Genomic DNA, 22,540 nt, shown 5'->3' with positions numbered 1-22,540 from the left:
CTTCCACCCCCTAAGCAGTCCTTTTAACTAATTCTAAAAACTCTATTTTGTTATCAATATAAACCCTATAACAAATCATCTTCGTAACGGCTCCATCAATCTTTTTATCATCCTTTCCCTGGATCTTAATAGGCATTATTTCTTCTTTGGTATTCACATTCATTGCCGTGTTTTCTAAGCATAGCCTATCGATTGGATGATTGTTGTATACTACCTTATTACTTTTAAGATCTACCTCCAGAAGTTTCATAGGCTCTGACATGCTTCCCCAATTTTGGTCTACCTTTTGTGTATCAAATCCGTACTCTTCCATTTCTTTTCTCCAATAGACAGCTGACCACTTATCATAACCCACCTTATAAAATCGAATACCATATTCCTTAAATAGTTTTACAAACCATGCGGTAACGTGCCTAAAATCATTTTCATTACCATCAGATAATGTTATCAATCCTTGTCTAACCCACTCCCTATATTTTCTTTCCTCTTCCCTATTGAGAGTGTTCAGTTTTGCTTCAGGAATAAAATAGTGCTGCAAGAAATACTTTTTATCACTACCCGGTTTCATCAGTAGGGCCCTAGCACTACAAAAATCACCTGTTTTACTTAAATCTACACCACCTATGGCAAAGCAATTTCTAAACTCTTCTATATCAAAGGTTTCCAAATTCTCAATATCCTCTGGGGTCAACCAAGCAGCTGCATTATTTTGTTTGATATTGAAATCCTTGGATAAAACAAATACTCTCTTAGATTTACTGTTTTTAGCTTCTTCGATCATCTTCCGCATGAATGACCACTTTTTAATCACACCTAGCCCAGGATTGCTTTTGTGCCAAGATTTTTCATTTTGCCATATTTCTTGCTCATTATCCTGTGTATGTAACCATATGAGCCAGCGTGGACGTTCTAGTTCTCCGTCTAATACTTGACGTGCTTCCTTTAGGCGGTTATCTAGATATCCATCATTTACGACTCCTTCAGTTGTCAGTTCGAAAAACAAAGGTTCATCCTGTGTTGATAAAGCTTGTCTAATAGGCATAACAGATGTATCATCCTTCATCTCATGAACCTCATCAACAGCCCCTACTCCTATATTTCTACCTTCCTTGGCTCCTGTTTTTGCTGATATCTTTCTAATCGTTCCTTTGTTCTTGTATGAAAACTTTCCATTCTTTTTAGGCTTCTTGGGATTCCCAAAGAATACACCTTTTATATTTTTTCTAGTGACTTTCTCAAGTCCTGGACTCTCTTCTCTCATGGAATTAATAGCCTGAAACATCAGGTCCGCTTGTTCATAGTCATTACTTGAGCATAGTATTCTTAATCCCATGGGTCCACAAAAAAATTCAGCTAAACACATAGCTGAAATCAGTGGAGTTTTCCCATTTTTTCTACTAACCAAATATAGAACATCTTGATATAGTCTTATTAATCGACCTACTTCTTCATCATATATTTTAAATATATATATAGCCTCAATAAAGGCCTTCTGGAATAACATTAATATAAAAGGCTTCCCAGCAAAAGGAGCCTCAAAGTGTTTGCATTTTGTTTCTATAAACTTGATCCGCTTATGAGCATCTGTAAAATCTACCGTTATTTCTGGATTATTAAAATGCCTCAATAAAACATCTAATTCCTGCATCAACTCATAACCAATTATAATTTCACCGGATTTGCATCTATTGATATACTCTATGAGCCATGAGTGAGTTCCATTAATATTTTCATTTAACAGCATATAATCACCTATTCAAACTCGTCTAATTCATCATCATCTTCTACCAAGCCCTTATTCAATACGCCATTTAAGGTTTTAATCACTGCTGCATATGAATTGATGTTCTTGAGATATTGACGAGCCCCTTCAATGGGCTTTTGTATCTCCGGTAGAGTTGGATGTACCTTGACCATTCCAGTTTTATCGATAGATTGTTTTAAAACATAATTTTCAGCTTTCAGAAAGGCGGCATCATCAATGAGTCCTTCAACTAGCTTTTTCTTTGAAATCTCGACATCTTGGAATATCTCCTTCAATTTCTCTAGCTCTTTTTCAAAAATTTCCTTTTTGGACATATTTTTAAGCCCTCCTTCCAATTTCAAAATTTTAGGTTTGTGTGCAAATAAGGGTTTTACCACGGTCATTTAGATTAAGCTCTTTTCGCAAAAATGGGGGGGCTTATACTGTATAGGTATTAAACCACTTTACTATATAGCTCTTCCATTCTTCTTGTCTGTACTTACGATCTTCATCAATCAGTAAACGTTCAAAGCACTCTTCTTGAGTCATGTCACAGTATACAAGTTCAGCTCCAAGATCATTTGATAGCTTATCTCGCTTATGTTTATCAGCATACCCACCAATCACCCAGGCATTATTCCATTTACCATACCGTGTCTTGATGTGATCTATTAACAGATTGTGTATCCCAATTACATTGCTGAATAACTTATCTGGTTTGTCATAGCCAGGTAAACCGGATACAGCAGCATAAAGCATGTCCATATCAACCACGATATCTCCTCTTTTCATATTGTGCTTTACAAAAGTATGTTTCCCGGATAAAGGTGGTCCATAGACTATATATACATGTTTTTGATTGTACCCATATCTCTTATGCTCTTTGTTGTGACAATCAAAGCATACTAGTTCTATTAAATCAGGATTAAGGCTTATATTATAATCTTTAACATTCTCAGGTGTTAACTCAATTTTATGATGAGCGATAATATTGATTGACTCTGTAATTAAGTCTCCACATTGTTCGCAGTATGGACCTCTGTCATTTATCAACATTAGCCTGAGCTTTCTCCATTTACCACTGGCATAAAAGGTTTTCAGTATTGCATGCTTCGCCATATTACCACGCCTTTAACTTTTCATTATCTATTTGAATCTTTAATCTTTCAACTCTTAACTTCTGATCTTCTGTAACCGTCTCCCAATTAGCATGAATCATTTCATCATATTGTTTAATTAGCTTAGCTAATGCAAGTACAGCTTTTGATTGAGTATTAATTAAGTTGGCTTCCTTATCCCAAGCAAATTGTATTTCATATTCCTTAGAAGAACCGCCTTTACCTTCACTAGTCTTTTTAATAACCTTTGTCATATCATCCTTGTCTCTAACATGCATAATTTCTTGCATGTAGATGATTCTAGCTTCATGCAGACAAATAGTTCTCCAAAGCTTTTCCAATGGGTCTTCGATATCTAATTCTTCCATAATCGTTTTAACGTGAAAAGGTATTCGCTTTGTGTATTGTCCATGCTTTAAGCTATTATAATTCTTTTCAGGAGCTCCACCTTTATTTCCTACTGCATTTTTATTCCCCTCAGGAGCGCCAACACCACTTAACTTTTTTTTCCACTTATCTTGAACTCTCCAGCTATTTATATTCGTCAGTTTCTCTTTTAGCATCTCTGCTATTTCCTTGGATGTTATCTTCCCGTTTTTCTCTTTATAGACTTCATAAGCTTTATCTCTATTGGGACTTCTCTGTCTTCCCATAGCAAAATCCCCCTAAATAAAAATAAGATTTATTTTTTTATCTTAATGCCCCCCTATAAATCAGTATTTATTAATTATTAGAAAGGGATGAATTGAGTTGTTTTCGGGTCTACAACCCCCTAAAATAAGATAAATTCCATTTTAGTCGTGAACCAATTTATATACATTTCTTTTGTGACCTTTGATATGACAATGGTTTAATTGGTTTTTAACCCTATTTTTGAATGTCTTATTTTCATAGGGAATCGCACATTCAAATATAATTTTTTCTACTTCTTATATACCTCTATTTTTACACTCCAATGTTCACCCACCAAAAAATAGAACATTCGATAACAAAAAAATAAAAAAGACTCCTCTATAATCTAATCAAATCATTAAGAGAGTCACTGTATTTATCATATGTTTCTCGATCTAAACCTAAGTAACATTTTGTTTCTTCTATGCTGCCATGACCTAGCATTTCTTTCACCAGTGTAATGTCATACTCACTTTCAACGTAAATCGAGTATGCAAAGGTCTTTCTCATTGAATGTGCCGTAATGTTTTTAAGCCCAAACTCTTCCCCAGCTGCTTTCAAGATTCTACTTACAGTACTAACATGAATACTCCTGTTTTTACCTTTTCTTGATTGAAATAGATACTCATAATCTTTTTTGCCCTTGATATACTTTCTTAACAATATCTCAAGATTCTTTATCACTTTCACAATTCGTGGCTTAATATTCTCTTTTCTTATGTTTTTACTGTTTACTTTCTTACCTTCTAAAATCTCAAAATATCCATTTTCTAATGATGCCTTGATGTCTCTTACCTTTAGCTTTACAATATCCCCTGCTCTGTATCCTGTGGCTATACCAAGAACGAACAGCACATAGTCTCTTTGGCCTGTACACTTCAAATAGTCCTGAATATCTAATACTGCTTCTTTCCCTTTTATAGGATTGGCAGGCTTCTTTTTAGCCACTATCACCACCTACCTTCATATTTTTACGCAAAAGAAAAGAGCCTAGTGGCTCCTTATCCCATGTTGTTTCCATCCTTAATAATGTCTTTATATTTCTAATGCTTTCCTCGTTTGTGGTCCGACTATTCCATCAACAGTTAGATCATTATCCTTCTGGAATGCTTTTATAGCTGCCTTTGTTTTTAAACCCATAATGCCATCAACAACACCACAATCATATCCAAGACTATTTAATTTGCTTTGGATCGTCATTGATGTTGACTTTGTGGTAGATGTCCCAGTCGCTGTTGACTTTGTTGTCTTATAAGGACACACACCATTTTTGTGTAAATGCGCAGGATGGCCTCCACAGTGATAGTGATAACTCCCAAGTCCGCTTGCATTTTTATTATCTCTATGTCCTCCACTTGAATCGGTTCTCCCTGAATGTGCATATGCTGTAACATTGACTCCTAATAAAATCAAAATTAGTAAAATTGAAATAATCCGTTTTTTCATTATTCCACCACCCTTTCTATAGTCAAGATTCCACATAGAAAAGAGTTATCCTCTAATTTTCGATATCAAATATAGACAAATTCTTTTCTTGCACAAGAAAACCCCACTAGTTTACCTAGCAGGGTTTATCATATATCTTATTTATAAGGGGAAATAAGATATGTCTGTTTGTTATTATTTTATCATCATTATATTATTATGTCTGTTACATTTAGATTACGTTTTAAAGCAAATTATTTTTCTCTACTTTCCCCATCTTCTTTGTTTGAGCTTACCATTTCTTTTCTCATGACTATCGTGACTCATACAATCTCGTACCCCTTGATATTTCTGTTCTATAAAAATATCTATGTCTTGACAATTATTACTCTCTGGACAATCTGAACACAGAATTTGAGAAATACAAACTATTTCTCTTTTATGAAATTTTGCTTTTACTCTGTACTTCTCCATTATGCTCACCTCATTTGGCCATGAGAAAACCCCATTAGAGTACCTAGCAGGGTTATCAAAAATTACTTGTCGCTGTTTTATAAAAGACCACACTATTATTATATAACATTTTTCTCACTAAAAAGGGACGTAAAAAGGACATCTTCTCCAAACAATGCCACAGCTATTTTTTCAATGGCCTCATTTCTTATACGTTTGCAATGTCTTTCACTAAATTTTACTTCATAAGCAATTTCCCACCACTGTTTTCCCATAAGGTATCTTTTTTCAATTATCTCTCTTTCATTTTGATCAATGGATTCTATGGCTCGGTCAATTCTAGTAATCTTTCGCTTGATAGAATGAATGCGACTTATTAATAAATCCTTTCGTTCTATGCTATTAATTGCTTCATTTTCCGTCATTGAATTAAATTCAAAAGTAGTACTTGTTTTTTCTTTCACCGATAGCCCTCGAATACCAATGTGATTTCCTTCTCCCATCTCTTCCAACTCACACTGCATATTTTCAATACATGCTTTCAATGCATTATAATTATATAAAAACTTTTCTGTTGATTTGTAATAATTCATCCCTTGTGCCTCCTTTTACATTAATTAAAAAGACACCACTAAACTATATTTCTATAGCTCAGTAGTGTCCGCTGGATGTCCAGTAGGACTCATGCTTATTAATTTGATAAAATAATTCTGTCTACTTATTCAATGATTGATACAGTTTATGCTATGTCACCAACTCAAAGCACTTCGATGTTTGCTCATTGCATTTTTTCTTGCCACATTGCTGACACAACTCATTTTCCGTAGCACATGGTCCACAATACAGAGCACCTGGTTTGTGTGGTGATATAATCACTTCTCCACAAGTTTTGCACTTACTTTCAGACAGCCTTTGAGAGTAAATATTACATTCGCAATTTTGACACCTCACCCTTATATCCTCCCAACTTATTATCTTTGTTTCAGTATATGCAATATGATTTCTGACCGTACCTTTTTTTTATGAAATTACTCTAATTACAATTTCTGCTTAGTATATTTGTTTTCCATTTTTCGCATCCTATATACTACGAAGGTAATATTAAATCATTAAAAGGAGTGAAGAGTATTGGCTAGAAATAAACTTGTTGTGCCTGAAGCTCGTCAAGCTTTTGAAAAATTCAAAATGGAAACTGCTCAAGAGTTTGGTGTTGATGACCCAAGAGCTCTTGCTTCAAATCATACTGGATATGTTGTAAGAAAACTAGTTGAAATGGGCGAAAGACAACTAATAGATAGTTATAAAAACAAATAATATGCTTGAAGGAGTTAATATAACTCCTTTTTTCATCCATGGCTACTTTGCATAGTTATTGAAATGTGTAATGATAATAACCTTATTTATGTATAAATTGGTTTTGATTGTAGGATGATACTTAAAAAGATTCTTTGGAGGCTACCTAATATGACGCAATTACTATTATGGATAACACTTATAGCTCCTTGGTTTGTACTATTTTTCTTAGATTTAAAACGAGTAAAACACTTTCTTTCAGTTGCTTTCTTCACTATAGTATTAACTTCAATTTTTTGGCAAGTTGCTGAAATCTGGAACTGGTGGGAAATAACAAACAATTTATTTTTCCTTACTAATATTTCAGCTTTTAACTATGGATTACTTCCTGTAATTACAATACTTGTGTTTTATTATACTTACCAAAATAAATGGTTGTTTTTTGGTACTAATATAATTATAGATGCAATTCAAGCATTTATAATCAGTCCTTTTATTTTTGAAAAATTTGGACTCTATCAAATGGTTAACATGGGTAATTTCGGACTTTATCTCTTACTGTTAGGTTTTGTTCCAATTATTTATCTTTACCAGAGATGGTATGATAAATGATAAATAATAAATCAATTACCTCCTTTTCAATATTTAAAACCGATATATTAAGTCGCATTATCTAAAACAATCGTACTAATAAGCCTTCTTCCTATCCCTAAATGTATAGTCCATTTGAAGGGCCCCATTGTGATTGCTGATTGAAATATTAATATGATCTAGCTTTCTATCTTCTTCTGCTCTTTCAAGCACCCCATCAATAAAGTCTTTCATTTGATGCCCTAGCATATCCTTTTTTCCACTCTCAACCTCTGACTTCTTCTGCATTGTATGTCCCCCTATCCTACCTGTCTTCTCTTGATGTTTTTGATTTCATAGAGTTGATGAAATTCAAATAAGTCTGCTACACATCTAAACTCATAGCATCCTGCTACTTTGACCAAAAGCTTAAACATCACTAAAGCTTTTCGCTTGTTTTGATCTACGTAAAGAATCTCACCGGTTTTACAATATAAATCGCTTTTGATGTCAGATACATTAACCAGGTTTCCAATATCCATCTGATCACCCCACCTTTTATTAATCTTCTGTAATTTGTATAACCTTCTTCACCTTCCAGCCTCTCTCCAATAGCTTTCGATTGTGATTGAATATTTCTTTTTTCACCATTCCTGGAACTTCTTCTTCCACCTTGTCCAATATGCCTATGCAAACTTGAATTGTATCAAGAGCTTCTGCAGCTACATGCCCTATATTATCCTTTACTCCAAATATTGCTTGTTGAAGTTCATCATGCTCTTCATGAAGTTTCAATCTATGTCTAACCCACGAATGATCTTTGGCTAATACAGGCATTTTGACAGTCACATTCATCATCCCCCTCTGATCTCATAGCACTCAATTCTTCATTGATCACCTCAGTTAAGCCAGCTCCATGATCTATCACTAACTCAGCTATTTTTCTAGTCTTACACCATATTCTCCTATCCATCATTAATTCATTTTCACCTTCTTGGATGGACTATTATGAGCTTTGTAGATTCCCATCTTTGCTAGGCTTTTATCTGGTGTGTAACCTTTGACGATGGAAATATAAAAAGCTAAAAAGTTATCAATAAGTGGATCTAACTGCTCTTTCCCCAACAGCCTCCCATTATGTAACATTGTTCTTCACCACACCCTGTTTATTTTTATTTAAAAGCATATTTTCCAGATCATTATTTGAGTAGCCCTTTCCCCTACTCTCGGCTAAATGAAATTTAGTTTTTAGTGCCTCTCTATTGTTGACTTTAGACTTTGGACTTTCCTTATTTTCATAGCTGCCCTCAAGGGTCTTGATCATATTATCCTCGTTCAAAAGCCAGTCAAAGTTGCAATTTGTCCATTTTCCATTTCTGCCACTTAAGAAATCACTGGCTTCAGCCATGGCAAATAATCTCTCGAATACAGTTATATCAGGATTACTCTTCCATCTGCTTCGCATGAGCCCTTGCCTTTTCTTCGTTGCTTTAGTCACTTTAGGCATAGAAGTGCATGTTTTGTTGTAGGTGGATACGATATCGTCAAAGGGGATTTTGGGGTTTCCCTTTGACAATGAATTATTGGGTATATCTTTCTTTAATTCTTTTTCTTCTTCTTTTTCTTTTTCTTTTTGTGGCTGAGTATCGATGGGGTATCCATACCCTATACATAGGGTATGGATACCCTATACATAGGGTATAAAATTTCTCAACAAATTCCCCACTTTTTATTTCTTGCAATTCTTTTTTGATACGTGTAACTACCTTGTGTGAAGGGTTTGAGTTATGCTTGATCCAATTTAAGATCATAATCTCATTAGCGTCATCACAGTATAGAACTTTCCCATAGTCTATAAAACGATTAATGAGCTTTTCTACTGTTTCTCTGTTGTATCCCGTTTCAAACTCAATCACTTTTTTAGGAAGTTCATAAATGCCACATTGGCTTGTTTTAGAATTGGTCATTAAATATATATAAAAGTATTTTTCTTCTGGAGTTAAATCAAGAATGAAGTCATCTTGCCAGAAGCTAATCTGAATTTGTCTATAAACAGCCATATCTATCCCCCTCGAAATATTCCATGATATTAATAACAGTAATTTAAAACCCTATCTGATAGCCGATTCAGTCATCAATCGTTTCTTGTTCTTATGGCATTGATAGGAGAGGCGCATTAGATACGCCTCTTCTACTATTAGTCTCTTCCAGCTATGATTAGGTGTTCAGGTAATGCTGATTTCAACTTATCAATCTCACACTTCACTGCATCATCCATGTGCTTTTTGAGCTTTGGGCAAGTGATGACGATAGCTGGTTTTTCATCTTCTGCCTTTGGCTTGATTAACTCTAATTCCAGTTCTAATGTTGGTTTATGATCTCCCTCGTTTAAGATTGGTAGGGTAATGAATATGTATCTAGGAAGTGCCATCAAGCCCTCTCTACCATTGCTTTCTTTGTACATCACTGAAACATTGCCATCATCGTCATATCTATATTCACCTTTGATTTCTGTCATGACCTGCAGCTTACGGACATTCATGATTAGTTCTTCTCGATTTTGAACCTCATCATCGTCCAGGCGTTTTAAGAAATCTACTAATTCCTTTTGCTTTAATCTTTGTCCAAATACTTGCTTCCAATTATGTAGCTCATCAGAGATTTGGAATTTATATGTTGCATGATCTAATGGTCTATCCTGGATAGAATCATCTAAAATGACTCTGATTGAAGACGTACTATAGAAGATCATGCTATTTTCTAATGTTCCTTTTCGCTCTACTAAATCAATAACTGCTTGCAATGATTCCAAGTCATAATCCCTTTTATTCCATTCATGGATCTTTCTTGTTTGCATTGGTTCATGAATCAGTTTTAGTGTTTCAGTTCCTTCCTTTACTTCTACCTTCACATTAGTTGTATTCGTTGCCTTTTCCATTGTTAATAATTCCCCCTCATTTGATTTATTGGGTAATGCTTGTCCATTTTCATATATTGCTTTTATTCTTTAGCTTGCTTTAACATCGTGATATTATCTAGTGGTTCCTTGGGCCTATCTGTCATCAGTGATAATTGGCCATCAACATCTTTAATAACGGCCATACTAGATTTCCTTCTAGTTGGTTTTTGACTCTTGATGTCATACTCTATGCCTACCATGGTGTCCATGTCTTGAATACGATTGATGTGTACATTGATTGTTACCTTCCCCTTCTCTCCTTTCTTAAGTGACTTGAGTACATCTTGATAAAGTGATTTGAATTCATCGTTAAGCTCACCGTTAATAAGAGTTGCTAGATTAAGCTCAGCTGAAAAATCTCCTGCCATCTTCGATCCTCTCCTTTTTTATATTTTGTAAGTGTTTTTGTTGGAATAATATGCTATAATACTAGTAACAGTCTATTTAAAACCCAATGTAATAGCCGATTCAGTTCCCGCTGGTCGGTTATTTTGTTGCCATTTTTTAAGATAATCTCTTAGCTCTCTCACAGTCCCAGTAAAAATAAATGTTCTCATTTGCTTTCCCCCTATCTTGCGATTTTGTATTCCTTTGCTAAACTTGATTCGTAAGAATTACCAATCACTTTAAATGATTTAGTCAATCTCCATAGTGGAAGGCTGTCTCCATTATTTAAGTTAACACTAACCCATTGCCCCTGGCTCTTGTCCCACTTAACAATAATCAATGCCTTATCTATTGGACCCTGCATGATGTCCTCTTCGAATATCTTTGCCTCTGTAAAATCTGCTTGTCCTGTAAATTCCATCAAGCTTTCTAAGGTTTCAACTGGTAGTGATGGACATAAATCTTCTTGTCCGCATTCACTCAGCTGCATGTACTGCCTTAAATCAAAGTAAAACATCTTGCCTTCCTCTGGATTAAATGCTCTGTAAAGTAAATCTCTCATAACTTCCCCTCCCCTTAGTTTAGTATTGTACTTGCCTGGAATTGATAGTTCCCATATAGCTTTGAAAATAATGGACATGTCTTACATGCTATCTTCATTGGTTCCTTTGAATTTAGAAGTTCAGACCATTTTGCTAGTACTTCCATATCATTCAGCTCCCCTCTTCCGGTTTCGATTTTACTAATCTTGCCCACATCTAAATGAATCCCACTAGATATTTCTCGCATGACTAACCCCTTCTCGATTCTGATCTCTCTAAGGACTTGCCCTATCTCTCTATTCATTCAAAACCCCTCCTTTTGTCAATTTGTCAACTTGCCGATTTTACAAATTAAGTACGTGCTTTTAGTGATAAAATAAATATAGAAGCTATCAAGTTAATATCTCTTTCCTAAACACATTCTTATCATCTTATCTGAAACAGTCTTGCTTTTGTATTTTCTATTACTTATCATCCTTAGGAATAGCTTGACCAAAGTTGTTCCTCCCTTCTAATTTTCATCTTTTTAAAAAAGATTTATATAGTTAAAATGCTATCATCCTACGATTAGTTGATTTTTAAGAACCTCTTAATCTCTTCCATTGATTTGCCTTTTTCAATCATGCTGTTTACTTCTTCTGATACAATACGTCTAACATGTCCTGTGACAAAATCTTTAACCCTTTGTTGATGATCTTCCGTTAGCTCTTCCCATGGGACTCCACCAACTGTAATTCTTGTTTTCATACCACCACCCCCATAGTAAAATTTATGTAATTAATGGATTGTACTATTCATCACATAATTTGTTCATTTTATCTATTAAATGATTCATTTCTTTGGATGCTTCTTGATCTGTGCACTTACGCGATTGCATATACCATGATAAACAACTTTTTAGAATCCATAATTCCTGTGATGTCAATAATGTGTTGATATTTACTTCTAAATACCCCCCAGCCTCCATAAGTTCTTCATAAGACACTCTAGCTTGAGATGATTCAGCTATCCTTTTAATAACATTAGGAGAGGGAGGACTATGAAGTTTTGTGTTTAAAAATTTTGATAAATAAGTTCTATTAACACCGCTAAATTTTGAGAATTTAGTTATGTTTGCATCTCCAATGCTTTTTTGAATAAGTTCTTTAAAAACTTCTTTCTGAAACATTAATCCACTCCCTTTTAGCTTATTTAGAGAACTTCTATAAGCTTGTCTCATTTTAAGTGAAACTACGTTGCATTACTTTTGTAATCATTGCCTACGAAGAAAATTTCATCAAATGACGTTTCTAAGCCTTCACAAATGTTTTTAGCTACTTTAGCACTTGGATTTCTCACTCCTTTTATAATTTGATTCATATATCCTCCAGATATCTTTATTTTTCTACCGAAAGATCTCTGAGAATATCCTAGTTTAAGTAGTAATAATGACAATGAATTCTTGTTTTTAACATATATTTTCACTTTGTCACCTCCTAACAATTTGCATTTTAGCATACTAAATATGATATTAATAATTCACACGCAATTGTTTACAGACAATGGTGTGTAAAAAAAATATAATCGTTTGGATCTAAACCTAATTTATTGCACATATTCAATAATTTTTCTATAAACTTGTAGCCTGGTCTAGATTGTTCATTGAAAACCCTGTAAACATATGAATAATCTAATCCCATAACTTGAGATAACTTATAGATTGTCCATTGTTTTTCGTTAATCAATGTTTGTAAAGCTTGCATATTCACCTTCATCAAATCACCTCTTGTTTGTTTGTAAACAATATTGTTTATGTACAATATAGCATATTCGTTGTTTGCATGCAATACTTTTTTTGTACAAAATTTTCTTTTAGTAAAATGTTATTGCCTACAGGCAATAATTAAAATAAAATGATATATGAAGGAGGGAATCCAATGAACCTTTTTGACAAAGAACAACTTTCCAATTTACTTACAAAAGCCAAGGGAGAAAGATCATTAAATCAATACGCCCTATCATCTGGTGTAGATGCTGGGTATCTATCTAGATTAATCAATAAAACACGGAAAAACCCACCATCTCCCGAAATTTTAAAGAAGTTAGCTACTAAAGCGCACAACAATGTAAAGTATGAAGAACTAATGATCGCTGCTGGTCATCTAGATGTTTATACTATTACCGAAGAAAACTTAGACAAGCTTGATTCGTTTATACCTTTAATTCTTGAAAGTATAGAAGAGATAATAGACAAATCACAATATAAAAACCTTCCTTCTATCAAAAGTTTCTACGACTTATTAAATGAAAAAGAACGAGCTCAATTTCTACAAAACTTCATAAACAAAATAACCCATGACAAAAAAACAGATGAGCTTTATATTGACTTATCTGTTCTAGATAATGAATCAAGCAAGCCTAAAAAGCATACTGACTTTAGTACTTCCCATAGTGAGTTCACTCTTGAGGAGTTAGAAATATTAAAACAAATAAAACAAGATCCTGAAATAAGTGTATTATTTCACGATTTAAAGGGAGCTCCCAAGAAAAAAATAAAACAGCTTCTCAAAACCTGGGACTTTGTAAAAGAACAGTTTGATAATTGGGAGGATGAAGAATAGCTGCAAAGGGGATGTTCACAATAGTATTAGCACATATTTTACCTCAAACAAATATCAACTATTTAGAAGAAAAAGCTAATTTTATTCTAGATAAACACACAATAAAATATTCATTTGAAACCAACATATATTGCATACTTGATCAATACAGAAATATTAAGGTGTTTCATCTAAACCAAGGTAGTAAAACCATTATTAAGAAGAACAAAGCAATTATTTTACTTGATAGCCAACTGCCTCCAAGAGAGGAACGGCAAGAACTTGCAGAAGAATTCTGCCATGCCCTCTTGCACTTAGGAAATCAAATAGACAATACAACAATTATAGATAAACAAGAAAACCAAGCTAAAAGAATGGCTGCGTATCTACTCTGCCCTATACATATAATAAAAAATATATCTGTTCCTAGCGATACATATGCAATGATTGATGAGTTGGCTGATGTATTCTTTGTAACACCAGAGTTTATGAAATATAGACTTAGCCTCATTTGGGGCCAAGATATAGATATGGTTTCATATCATAATGGACAGGCTTATGGATTTATGACTGTTGGGTCGCTTTAAATGAATAAAACAATATAATTATAATTTGATGATTAAGATCGATATGTAGCTTCAGCAGTAGGACAAGAAAACACCATCGAGAGTTTATCCAATTTACTATTTTATATATAAATGAATACATTCTGTTTTCCTTAGAATACAATTCGCAGGAAATATTATAAGACAGTAACTACACAAGTAGCACGTACTTTAATCTACAAAGGGGGGATTTTATACTTATGTTTGTGGACTCCATATTGTCAATTGCAGAAAATGAAGTAACTATTGCGTTAGCATCCTTTAGTAGCATATTAGGATTATCGCTTTCAGTATGGTTAATCATAATTTCTCGAAAAATAGATAGCAAGGTTATTAAATTTCAAAACATGCAAAATTTCAATAAAAATAAAAATGATTTATTAAATAGCCTTGAAGAATGTCTTTTCAAATTAGAAGTTGCTGATGATATCAAAATAGAACTTAGAAATCAAATCAATACTAATTTAGAAATATTTTCAAATTGTAGTCAGATACTAAACAGTAAAGACAAAAAGACAATAAAAAAATGTAAAAAATTACTATCTTCTACATATAATAGTAGTACTATCAAGAAAAAATTATATTATCTTTTGCTGCAAAAAGAATATGACAAATACATAGTAGAAGCGCTTTCTAATGAATTAACTTATTTTGTAGCTAGATATAAAGGAGATGAACAATTTAATGGATAATAAAAAAATATATAATACTATAACAGAATTAATTATAAGGACTAAAAGCAGCGACATGAAATGGCATCGCTTTTCTGACGGACAATCAGTAACCGACATTTTACCTTCTGATTACGAAACATATTTTAAGCAACTCTTCAAAGAATTGACAAAGGATAAAGTTATATCTGGATCTATAGTGGATAAAATTGAATTTAATCAAGTGGTTTCTTATTTTGCTTCTATAAACAATGGCTACATGTATTTATATAACTTCACACTTGAATCAAACAGCTATTCTAAGAATGATTATCGTGTATTATGTGTTCAAATTAATTCAAACTCTAGGATAGTTAGATTAAATACATTATCAGAACTGCAAAAAGAGTTAACTCAAATGGCTTTTATAGTTGAGGATAAACTAAACTCAGTTGATGTTTTTTTAGACTCATTATTTAGCAATTAATTAAATGTTATATAATCTAAAAAGGAAATGTATTGTATATACATTTCCTTTTTAAAACCCTATTATCGTTCTGTATGTACTTTTACTTCATGTTTCAACTTAATATTTGAGTGGTAAAAGTTATGTCTATCTAGTAACTTTGTAACCTCAGTGTAAATATTTTTTTCTGGATTAGGGTGCTTGATTGTCACTAATAGGCAAAACTCCTGATTTAGCTCTACACCTTTACCTTCAATATAGTCTCTATATAAATTTTCAACTTTTAGAAACCATTTTCTGGGTGCACTTAAGTATTTTCTTTTATCTGTAATTTTAAAGTCTGCTAAATCTATCGCATATTTTTTTACAGGGTGATACTTGCCTCCATACTGAATTAATAATCTTTCACTGCCGCCAAATCCCCCCTTTTCGTTGTTAATTGCTTTTTGGGAATATAAACTTCGTGTCAAAATATTTTGGGTAGTATCGTCTCTTCCAATTGGATTTCTGATTGTTTTCTTATTTGTATCTCTATGAACTCTATTGTTATATGATCCTAACATAACGTTCACATTTGATTGACAATATTCACCTTCTTGCCACGACTCTAAAATAGGATTATATACTAGTGTTACAATTATTTGTCCAGTATAATACCCCTTCTCTATCATACAGTCAGGTATTGGAAAATCTAATATATCCATGTATTGACCTTTGGATATATTATCTCTCATTATTAACGTCATTTCATTTTGAGCATTATACAAAATGTCTGTAGTAGTTTTAGGTTTTCCGAAACCTAACTGATTTACCTTGTCATCCATTGACATTTTCAAGTCAATAGGATAATTAGCTGAATGTATTATCAATCCTTTTAACAAAAGCGGATCAAAGTCTTCATCTAATTCTTGGTATAAACCTGCAGCTATTGCTGTAACCTTAGGTGTTGAAAAGCTTGTCCCTATTAAAGATGATACTTTTCCAGTCGGCGAAAAAGTTTTCACCCCAGTTGTAGTCATATTATTATCTTTCACACCAGCATTCCCGCCAAAATGAACAACATCCGGTTTAATAATATGTGCTGGCCCTCTCCCAGTTCTTGTGAAGGGGGACGGGTGATTTATTTCTGCTAAATCGTACCTTTGTTTTTTATGAGCAATAGACCCTACAACTATTGATCTAACACTATCTGCTGAAACAGATATCCTACTTTTGGGTTTCCCATTTAAAAATGACTTGCAATTACCAACTGACTTGAAAATAATAATATTATACTTATCTTCCAATTCATCTAATGCTTTACCAAAATCTGAAAATCTGTCATTTTTACATTCTGTTCTAGTACCTATAGATAGATTCCATATTTTCACTTCTTTATGGTGTCTTTTTATTGCATCCTTGATATTAATAAGAAGTTCATCTTGGTCAAGTTTCTGTTCTTCATTTATTTTAGGAAAAACTGTAGCATCTAGAATTCTGCACCCGTACAACCCTGTTTGAGCTGATTTTTCTAATTCATCACTATATAAAAGGATTCCAGCAGTTGCTGTACCATGTTTATTATCAATTTCATCTTCTGGATAAGGACAAAATTTTTCATCTAACAGCCACGGTTTCAAATGTGGAATTCGACCAATTCCACTATCTAATATACCAACTATAGGATAGTCTATATTTGGCTCAGGTTTTTTTATAGGGATGTCATCATCATCAATATTTTCTTCTAGTGACAAATCATGTTCTGGCATTGGTTCGATTGAATAAAGACCTGAAAATTCTTTTATATCCTTCAATTTTTCTATATGATCTAATATAATCTTATATACAATTGTACTCTTTGTATATTGAGTTTTTTTAAACTCAATATTTAGTTTACGACTACACAAATGCTCAAAATCATGTTCAACAGCATTGTTGATATCCGAATCCATAAAATTAATCAGTTTAATTTTCAATGGATCCACATGATTTTCAGGTAACTCTATATATGGTTGAAAACTCATTATTTCCTGTAGTGCTGAAATAGCATGAGCATTCCTGTTACAATCTTTTATTTTACTTTGAATTTTCTTCATATCTTCTTTTTTATCAACTCTAACCAATAATTCATTATCATTTCTAAGTCCAATAATACTTTGTGTGTTATTATTTACATCAAATAAACTTTTTATCACTTTTCTATGTGTCTTTGCAAGAGCTTTATTCTGCAATTCTGCTGAAATTATCACTGGAATATTACTATTCTCTTTCTGTCTTTTTTCTAATACTTTTTCAACGCTATCTAAACCTTTCTGTAATTCCATTACTTTATTATTTAGTTCTTGACCATGTAAAATCCACTTTTGCTCACTCTTACTTCCCCCTGCTTCAACCAACCTATCGTCTATCGTTCTTTTAGCAAACAATTTAACTGGTAGGTTTCTTTTTCCCATCAAGCTCCCCCCTATTTTTTTAGTATATTTCTAATCTGTCTTAATGATAAATTTATCGCCTTGTGAATTTTCATTTGAGCTACTCCGTTATCATTCATGAATTTTACAACGGACTCGAGTTCGCTTATATTATGATATTTAAATAAATATATCTCATATATCAAATCTTGATATTCTATCTGTTGTTTATCATTTATAATTGTTTTTTTCATACAGTTAATGCAGATATTTTTTATATCAGCTGGTGAACATCCTTCTAGTAATGCCTGTATATTATTGAATAGTTTAGTATTATCTTGAAAATCATACATCATATTACCTAAAAATCTCTTTATAAGTTCATTAATTTCATTTTCTGCTGGTACAGGCACTTCTATTACAGTGGAGAATCTCCTCCAAATCGCTGAATCTAATAAATCAGGGTGATTTGTTGCTGCAATTAGAATATTGTTATTGTTAAATTCATCAATATTTTGTAGTAATGTATTAACAACTCTTTTCAATTCTCCCAATTCGTGTTTATCATCTCTTGCTTTAGCTATTGCGTCAAATTCATCTAAAAATAATATACACGGTTGTTTAGATGAAAATTCAAATATTCTCCTTATATTCTTAGCAGTACTCCCCAATAATGATGAAATTAGAGAATCTAACCTAGCTGTCACTAAAGGTAATTCCATTTTTTCAGATATATACTTTGCAATACTTGTTTTTCCACCACCAGGTACACCATAGAGTAATAAAGAATGTGGTGATTCTATTCCAAAGCTGTATAGCTTTTCTTTATTCTTTGCCATTGCAATGAACTGATCAATCTCTTTAGTTAAGTTGTATGAAAAAATTAAGCTTTGGAAGTTTCCCGATGGAACCTCTACGTCTAAAATATCCATTCTACTCTCTTTATCTACTGGCTTAGATAATAAATCATCTAAATACACCGGATGAATATCTTTATCCCCTATCATCTTTCTAATTTTTCTAGCTACTAACACTTCTCCTTCTTGTTCTAAATTATTAGCTAGAACCTTTGCATATGATATTACTTTCTGTTTGTCATTATTAAGACTACCTTCTATAATTTTAATAATTTCTGTATTCACTTAAAACACCTCCTACTGGTAGAATTATATCATAATTCGTTATCAATAGTAAGTATTTTGTTATCATATAGTCCTTTTTCGTTATCTAATAGGTATTATTCATCAGTTTTATATTAGAATATTTCATACTATTTTATCACCTTAGCATCCGATTTAATAAGAATAGTCATTAACTTATGTCTAGTTACCCCAAGTTTTTTTGATATTTAATTATTTTATATACTTGAATTCATCTACATTTATTTTCTATAAATATGCGTTTATAGACATAGCTATAATAACTCTCTTTCAATGTTCACCCGTTCCTCACCTAATTCAAGTCACTTACTTATTATTTCAGAACTATTTGTCGAATATTAAAGTTTATTTTCGACTCGATACTTCCATTCTAATTACCACAAGGTCAGTATTATACATGCTACGCTCCCGGTGAAGGGATGTGATGCTCTGACCTGTCCCCCATAACGTACACTTTTGCACCTACTTTAAACATAATGTGATGTTGCATCTCGTATAAGCTAAATTGATACCGCTTAAAGTAATAATTGGTTCCCACTAGTAATAATTACTTGTTGTGAGATTAATTTTAATAATTCAACATCAAAATCAAGATTTTCAGCTTCTTTAGAAAACGGAAGAATCAATTCAACTGTATCCTCCTGACTTAGTGCTTTAGTGTGGACAATCTTACATCTAATATCATAAATCCTTTCCTTTAAATTGTTTATTATTTCAGTATCATCTTGGTTAACAGTTAGTTTTGCATTAGAAAGTTTCTTAGCAATATTTCCTTGTTCATTCTTCAATGAAAAAAAATCTTCTTTCTTAGAACTACTTTTTAAAAAGTCACGAATTTCATCAGGATTAATACATTCCTTTAAAGTCGATAGCAGCTGAGTTCTTTCATTTGCAAATCCTTTCCCTCCCAACTTTGTTCTAATAGAAACAATTACTTTAGACAAATCTGCTTCATTGTGTTCATTAAAAGTGGGATTCATCAACATATTTTTTAGTGTTTTTTTAGCTTCTATGTCTGAGTACAATGGAAAATAATATTCTATAGATTGATAATATGCTAGATATTGTAATAATGGCATCCTACGAGCACTTCTTGCATACCAGTATAATGAAAGTGCTTCACTGTTATATTGAATTTTCGGGAATTTAAGCTCTTCAACGTTTACTTCTTTAAAATACCTCCCACCAGCCATGCCACTGTTTTGTTTAGAAAGAATAATAGGCAACTTATACCTTAATTCAATTTGAAAAAATAATGAATCAGTAACTTTTTTAAGTATATCCAATGCCTTATTATGTTGCTTAATATTTAAACCACTAAGTTTAATAGAAATAAAATTCCTTCTAATCTGCGAATGAAAAATAACACCTAATTCTTTAGATACCTTTCCAATTTCTAGAGCTAAATTACCAATATCAGTTTCCTGAACTATCCTAATCTTCTCATCAGTTGATTCATAATTATCAAAAAGTTTTCTTAGAAGAAGATGATATGGTAAATGAATTGGTTCAAATATTGCTTCAATGGTCCCCTTCTCATATGAGCATATTGCTAAATAATCTTGTAGTACAACATATTTACTAAAATCAATTTCTAATACATTTAAAGCATACTTCATATTATCTATTAATATTTTATACTTACTCCTACCAGAGCTCAACATGATTATAAAATTACTGTTTACATAAGAGTATTCAATACTTGATTCTTTACATTTTTCGATTAATTGATTTATTACCTCTTCACTTATGACAGAACTAGTAACTATTTCTTCATCTTGAAAAATATCAAGTGAGTTCATGACCTTTTCTCCTTTTAAATTCATATTCTATGCATAATGGCACTGTCACGGTAGAAGCGCCAGTTACCTGACGCACCCCGCCCAGATCCCGGCGTGAGGAACTACCACACCGGGATTTTCAGAAATATTCAGTTCCGTAATCCGACAATTCTTCTTTGCCTTCTGCCTTATTCCTCGCAGTGAGGTTTGCATTAGTTTACCCAGTCCTACATGTTCGGTTGGATGGGTCTACCAGTTTATCGTTGGAACCTATAGATCCTCCCAAGTACCTGACATTTTTCTTCATACATGCCATGTTATAGGACCCCGACAGACCCTCAAGAATCTCACCTTTAGCGATTCTTTTGTATTGACTTCCGTGACGTTAAACACGTCGTCATCTGCATTTTGTCTATTTCTAGACCCACGACTTACAAGGCTGAATATGCTTCAGGAATTATGGTCTCCCCTATGGCCTATATGATTCTCTGTGTACGATTCACCTTTGCTTGGTGCACTAACGTTCTGCCGTCCCCGTCGTTCATCAGCTGTTACGAAGCCTTTCTCTAAATACTGATGAATGTTTAGAACATGCTGTTAGTAGATGTTCTATACGAAAATAGCTAATCTTATCTTTTCACTTATAAGTTTAATATTTTATTCAGATATGATTCCACTCTACTTTGTTTCTCTATTATTGCTTCTCAGATGACTAGAGTAACCATTCTCTGAAATCGGTATAGCTGACTTGTCAAGTGGTACTTTCTTTACATTAATTTTAATATCTCTACCATTTAAATATTGAAAATCTTGCTTAATATGATCAATTGCTTTTTCATATTCGAAATGCGTTTTCATATGTCTAACTAATTCTGTTCTCAAATATTCCAACTGAATTTCATCTGATACATAAATATTAAAATCATCTCCAAATTCAAATTTTACATTTTCATATTCTTGAGACTGTTTAATTCTATAGTCAATCCATTCACATAATTTATCACTTGTAAAGTGAGCATTATAGTTTCTATGTTCTTTATATTTCTTAATCAATTCATCTCTTTCTAGGTTATGATGAAATTTTACTTGTCCAATTTTATCGTTTTTAATGATACTAAGATAATTGTTATAAGAAATTGAGCGTTTATCTTTACTATAATCACCAATTATATTAATAATTTCATTCTCTATTAATTTCATTGCAGATGTAAATAATTTAAATTTACTGAAAGCAATATTACTATGTAATATTTTTTTATCTTCAATCATAATAATTTCATCAATTCTAATTTCTCCACTAAATTTAATTCCTGCACGTTCTAATTCATGAGTATAATAAGTAATTGACTCTAGAATCAATTCCCAATATACTTCCTTCTTCTTAACTGCATACTCTAAGAGATGTCCCAGATACATGATACAATCATTCTTATCATTAATAACAAATTTAGCCCTACTTCCTATAACTTCTTTTCCCATATATAATCACCCCTAAAAAAATTATTGTTTAATATACTCAAATACTTTTGAGAGATCAATACCTAGTATATAATGTCGACGTCACGGTAGAAGCGCCAGTTACCTGACGCACCAGGCTCTTCAGAAATATCCAGTTCCGTAATCCAGCAAATTAATATTTAAACTCTAACTTTGCCTTCTGCCTTATTCCTCGCAGTGAGGTTTGCATTAGTTTATCCAGCCCAACATGCCCGGCTAATGTTTCCTTTACGAAGTACATATTCCTGT

The 22,540-nt window shown here is 32.7% G+C and carries 32 protein-coding genes; 6 read left to right on the top strand and 26 right to left on the bottom strand.

What is annotated here, in order from left to right; genetic code table 11:
- Nucleotides 1-10 precede the first annotated feature (10 nt).
- From AMET_RS11915 to AMET_RS11880, 8 genes are all read right to left on the bottom strand, one after another.
- The gene (locus AMET_RS11915) at nucleotides 11-1,744 is read right to left on the bottom strand and encodes a terminase large subunit (RefSeq protein ID WP_012063540.1); all 1,734 of its coding nucleotides are present in this window, start codon (nucleotides 1,742-1,744) and stop codon (nucleotides 11-13) included.
- Between the two features lie 8 nt (nucleotides 1,745-1,752).
- Nucleotides 1,753-2,079 carry a hypothetical protein gene (locus AMET_RS11910; RefSeq protein WP_012063539.1) on the bottom strand — a complete coding sequence of 109 codons (327 nt, stop codon included), beginning with the start codon at nucleotides 2,077-2,079 and terminating at the stop codon, nucleotides 1,753-1,755.
- A 103-nt stretch (nucleotides 2,080-2,182) separates the two neighbouring features.
- Nucleotides 2,183-2,863: an HNH endonuclease family protein gene (locus AMET_RS11905; RefSeq protein ID WP_012063538.1), complete on the bottom strand. Its 681-nt coding sequence runs from the start codon at nucleotides 2,861-2,863 to the stop codon at nucleotides 2,183-2,185.
- A 1-nt stretch (nucleotide 2,864) separates the two neighbouring features.
- Nucleotides 2,865-3,515, bottom strand: coding sequence for a phage terminase small subunit (gene terS / locus AMET_RS11900; protein ID WP_012063537.1), 651 nt, complete (start codon nucleotides 3,513-3,515; stop codon nucleotides 2,865-2,867).
- A gap of 358 nt (nucleotides 3,516-3,873) precedes the next feature.
- Nucleotides 3,874-4,482, bottom strand: a complete 609-nt coding sequence (locus AMET_RS11895) for a tyrosine-type recombinase/integrase (protein WP_012063536.1) — start codon at nucleotides 4,480-4,482, stop codon at nucleotides 3,874-3,876.
- Nucleotides 4,483-4,569: 87 nt separating this feature from the next.
- Nucleotides 4,570-4,980 (bottom strand): peptidoglycan-binding protein, encoded by a 411-nt coding sequence (locus AMET_RS11890; RefSeq protein WP_041720738.1) that lies wholly within the window; start codon nucleotides 4,978-4,980, stop codon nucleotides 4,570-4,572.
- 243 nt (nucleotides 4,981-5,223) lie between these two features.
- Nucleotides 5,224-5,433 carry a hypothetical protein gene (locus AMET_RS11885; RefSeq protein ID WP_041720736.1) on the bottom strand — a complete coding sequence of 70 codons (210 nt, stop codon included), beginning with the start codon at nucleotides 5,431-5,433 and terminating at the stop codon, nucleotides 5,224-5,226.
- A 98-nt stretch (nucleotides 5,434-5,531) separates the two neighbouring features.
- The gene (locus AMET_RS11880; RefSeq protein ID WP_012063534.1) at nucleotides 5,532-6,005 is read right to left on the bottom strand and encodes a sigma factor; all 474 of its coding nucleotides are present in this window, start codon (nucleotides 6,003-6,005) and stop codon (nucleotides 5,532-5,534) included.
- Between the two features lie 535 nt (nucleotides 6,006-6,540).
- Between AMET_RS11880 and AMET_RS11875 the strand changes: the two genes are divergently transcribed.
- Together AMET_RS11875 and AMET_RS11870 are read left to right on the top strand one after the other, a co-directional pair.
- Nucleotides 6,541-6,726, top strand: a complete 186-nt coding sequence (locus AMET_RS11875; protein ID WP_012063533.1) for an alpha/beta-type small acid-soluble spore protein — start codon at nucleotides 6,541-6,543, stop codon at nucleotides 6,724-6,726.
- Nucleotides 6,727-6,876: 150 nt separating this feature from the next.
- Complete coding sequence (locus tag AMET_RS11870) at nucleotides 6,877-7,317, top strand: hypothetical protein (protein WP_041720734.1); 441 nt, start codon at nucleotides 6,877-6,879, stop codon at nucleotides 7,315-7,317.
- A gap of 75 nt (nucleotides 7,318-7,392) precedes the next feature.
- Here the strand turns inward: AMET_RS11870 and AMET_RS11865 are convergent, their stop codons facing one another.
- From AMET_RS11865 to AMET_RS11805, 14 genes are all read right to left on the bottom strand, one after another.
- Nucleotides 7,393-7,584 carry a hypothetical protein gene (locus tag AMET_RS11865; protein ID WP_012063531.1) on the bottom strand — a complete coding sequence of 64 codons (192 nt, stop codon included), beginning with the start codon at nucleotides 7,582-7,584 and terminating at the stop codon, nucleotides 7,393-7,395.
- Between the two features lie 11 nt (nucleotides 7,585-7,595).
- Nucleotides 7,596-7,817: a hypothetical protein gene (locus AMET_RS11860; RefSeq protein ID WP_012063530.1), complete on the bottom strand. Its 222-nt coding sequence runs from the start codon at nucleotides 7,815-7,817 to the stop codon at nucleotides 7,596-7,598.
- A gap of 19 nt (nucleotides 7,818-7,836) precedes the next feature.
- Nucleotides 7,837-8,133 (bottom strand): MazG-like family protein, encoded by a 297-nt coding sequence (locus AMET_RS11855; RefSeq protein WP_242661283.1) that lies wholly within the window; start codon nucleotides 8,131-8,133, stop codon nucleotides 7,837-7,839.
- A gap of 117 nt (nucleotides 8,134-8,250) precedes the next feature.
- Nucleotides 8,251-8,400: a hypothetical protein gene (locus AMET_RS25795; RefSeq protein ID WP_157047241.1), complete on the bottom strand. Its 150-nt coding sequence runs from the start codon at nucleotides 8,398-8,400 to the stop codon at nucleotides 8,251-8,253.
- A 10-nt stretch (nucleotides 8,401-8,410) separates the two neighbouring features.
- Nucleotides 8,411-8,782, bottom strand: a complete 372-nt coding sequence (locus AMET_RS24365) for a hypothetical protein (protein WP_012063527.1) — start codon at nucleotides 8,780-8,782, stop codon at nucleotides 8,411-8,413.
- A 73-nt stretch (nucleotides 8,783-8,855) separates the two neighbouring features.
- Nucleotides 8,856-9,335, bottom strand: coding sequence for a hypothetical protein (locus AMET_RS11845; protein WP_012063526.1), 480 nt, complete (start codon nucleotides 9,333-9,335; stop codon nucleotides 8,856-8,858).
- 137 nt (nucleotides 9,336-9,472) lie between these two features.
- Nucleotides 9,473-10,213 carry a DUF2303 family protein gene (locus tag AMET_RS11840; RefSeq protein ID WP_012063525.1) on the bottom strand — a complete coding sequence of 247 codons (741 nt, stop codon included), beginning with the start codon at nucleotides 10,211-10,213 and terminating at the stop codon, nucleotides 9,473-9,475.
- A 62-nt stretch (nucleotides 10,214-10,275) separates the two neighbouring features.
- Nucleotides 10,276-10,602: a hypothetical protein gene (locus AMET_RS11835; RefSeq protein ID WP_012063524.1), complete on the bottom strand. Its 327-nt coding sequence runs from the start codon at nucleotides 10,600-10,602 to the stop codon at nucleotides 10,276-10,278.
- A 200-nt stretch (nucleotides 10,603-10,802) separates the two neighbouring features.
- Nucleotides 10,803-11,183, bottom strand: coding sequence for a YopX family protein (locus AMET_RS11830; RefSeq protein ID WP_012063522.1), 381 nt, complete (start codon nucleotides 11,181-11,183; stop codon nucleotides 10,803-10,805).
- A gap of 14 nt (nucleotides 11,184-11,197) precedes the next feature.
- Nucleotides 11,198-11,467 (bottom strand): helix-turn-helix domain-containing protein, encoded by a 270-nt coding sequence (locus AMET_RS11825; protein ID WP_012063521.1) that lies wholly within the window; start codon nucleotides 11,465-11,467, stop codon nucleotides 11,198-11,200.
- 263 nt (nucleotides 11,468-11,730) lie between these two features.
- Nucleotides 11,731-11,910 carry a hypothetical protein gene (locus AMET_RS11820; protein WP_012063520.1) on the bottom strand — a complete coding sequence of 60 codons (180 nt, stop codon included), beginning with the start codon at nucleotides 11,908-11,910 and terminating at the stop codon, nucleotides 11,731-11,733.
- A gap of 43 nt (nucleotides 11,911-11,953) precedes the next feature.
- Nucleotides 11,954-12,331, bottom strand: coding sequence for a hypothetical protein (locus tag AMET_RS24360; RefSeq protein WP_049765250.1), 378 nt, complete (start codon nucleotides 12,329-12,331; stop codon nucleotides 11,954-11,956).
- Nucleotides 12,332-12,393: 62 nt separating this feature from the next.
- The gene (locus AMET_RS11810) at nucleotides 12,394-12,627 is read right to left on the bottom strand and encodes a helix-turn-helix transcriptional regulator (RefSeq protein WP_041720731.1); all 234 of its coding nucleotides are present in this window, start codon (nucleotides 12,625-12,627) and stop codon (nucleotides 12,394-12,396) included.
- A 68-nt stretch (nucleotides 12,628-12,695) separates the two neighbouring features.
- Nucleotides 12,696-12,917, bottom strand: a complete 222-nt coding sequence (locus AMET_RS11805) for a helix-turn-helix domain-containing protein (protein WP_041720729.1) — start codon at nucleotides 12,915-12,917, stop codon at nucleotides 12,696-12,698.
- Nucleotides 12,918-13,079: 162 nt separating this feature from the next.
- Between AMET_RS11805 and AMET_RS24355 the strand changes: the two genes are divergently transcribed.
- The 4 genes from AMET_RS24355 (at nucleotide 13,080) to AMET_RS11785 (ending at nucleotide 15,484) form a co-directional block, all read left to right on the top strand.
- Entirely contained in the window at nucleotides 13,080-13,763 is a 684-nt protein-coding gene (locus tag AMET_RS24355; protein ID WP_012063516.1) for a hypothetical protein, read from the top strand.
- Nucleotides 13,764-13,774: 11 nt separating this feature from the next.
- Nucleotides 13,775-14,329, top strand: a complete 555-nt coding sequence (locus AMET_RS11795) for an ImmA/IrrE family metallo-endopeptidase (RefSeq protein WP_012063515.1) — start codon at nucleotides 13,775-13,777, stop codon at nucleotides 14,327-14,329.
- A 236-nt stretch (nucleotides 14,330-14,565) separates the two neighbouring features.
- Nucleotides 14,566-15,039 carry a hypothetical protein gene (locus AMET_RS11790; protein ID WP_157047239.1) on the top strand — a complete coding sequence of 158 codons (474 nt, stop codon included), beginning with the start codon at nucleotides 14,566-14,568 and terminating at the stop codon, nucleotides 15,037-15,039.
- Nucleotides 15,032-15,484 carry a hypothetical protein gene (locus AMET_RS11785; protein ID WP_012063513.1) on the top strand — a complete coding sequence of 151 codons (453 nt, stop codon included), beginning with the start codon at nucleotides 15,032-15,034 and terminating at the stop codon, nucleotides 15,482-15,484. Before AMET_RS11790 ends, AMET_RS11785 begins: the two co-directional genes overlap by 8 nt.
- Before the next feature lie 62 nt (nucleotides 15,485-15,546).
- On the opposite strand, the gene AMET_RS11780 is transcribed toward AMET_RS11785, so the two are convergent.
- From AMET_RS11780 to AMET_RS11765, 4 genes are all read right to left on the bottom strand, one after another.
- On the bottom strand, nucleotides 15,547-17,895 hold the full coding sequence (locus AMET_RS11780; protein ID WP_012063512.1) for a S8 family peptidase: 2,349 nt from the start codon (nucleotides 17,893-17,895) through the stop codon (nucleotides 15,547-15,549).
- 11 nt (nucleotides 17,896-17,906) lie between these two features.
- Complete coding sequence (locus AMET_RS11775) at nucleotides 17,907-18,995, bottom strand: AAA family ATPase (protein ID WP_012063511.1); 1,089 nt, start codon at nucleotides 18,993-18,995, stop codon at nucleotides 17,907-17,909.
- A 533-nt stretch (nucleotides 18,996-19,528) separates the two neighbouring features.
- On the bottom strand, nucleotides 19,529-20,839 hold the full coding sequence (locus tag AMET_RS11770) for a hypothetical protein (protein ID WP_157047238.1): 1,311 nt from the start codon (nucleotides 20,837-20,839) through the stop codon (nucleotides 19,529-19,531).
- Between the two features lie 633 nt (nucleotides 20,840-21,472).
- Complete coding sequence (locus AMET_RS11765) at nucleotides 21,473-22,273, bottom strand: hypothetical protein (RefSeq protein WP_012063509.1); 801 nt, start codon at nucleotides 22,271-22,273, stop codon at nucleotides 21,473-21,475.
- Between the last annotated feature and the right edge of the window lie 267 nt (nucleotides 22,274-22,540).

The sequence above is a fragment of the Alkaliphilus metalliredigens QYMF genome (genome assembly GCF_000016985.1).
Taxonomy (GTDB): domain Bacteria; phylum Bacillota; class Clostridia; order Peptostreptococcales; family Natronincolaceae; genus Alkaliphilus_A; species Alkaliphilus_A metalliredigens.
Note: the sequence above shows the minus strand (reverse complement) of the source record. Positions and strands in the feature narration are given on the sequence as shown.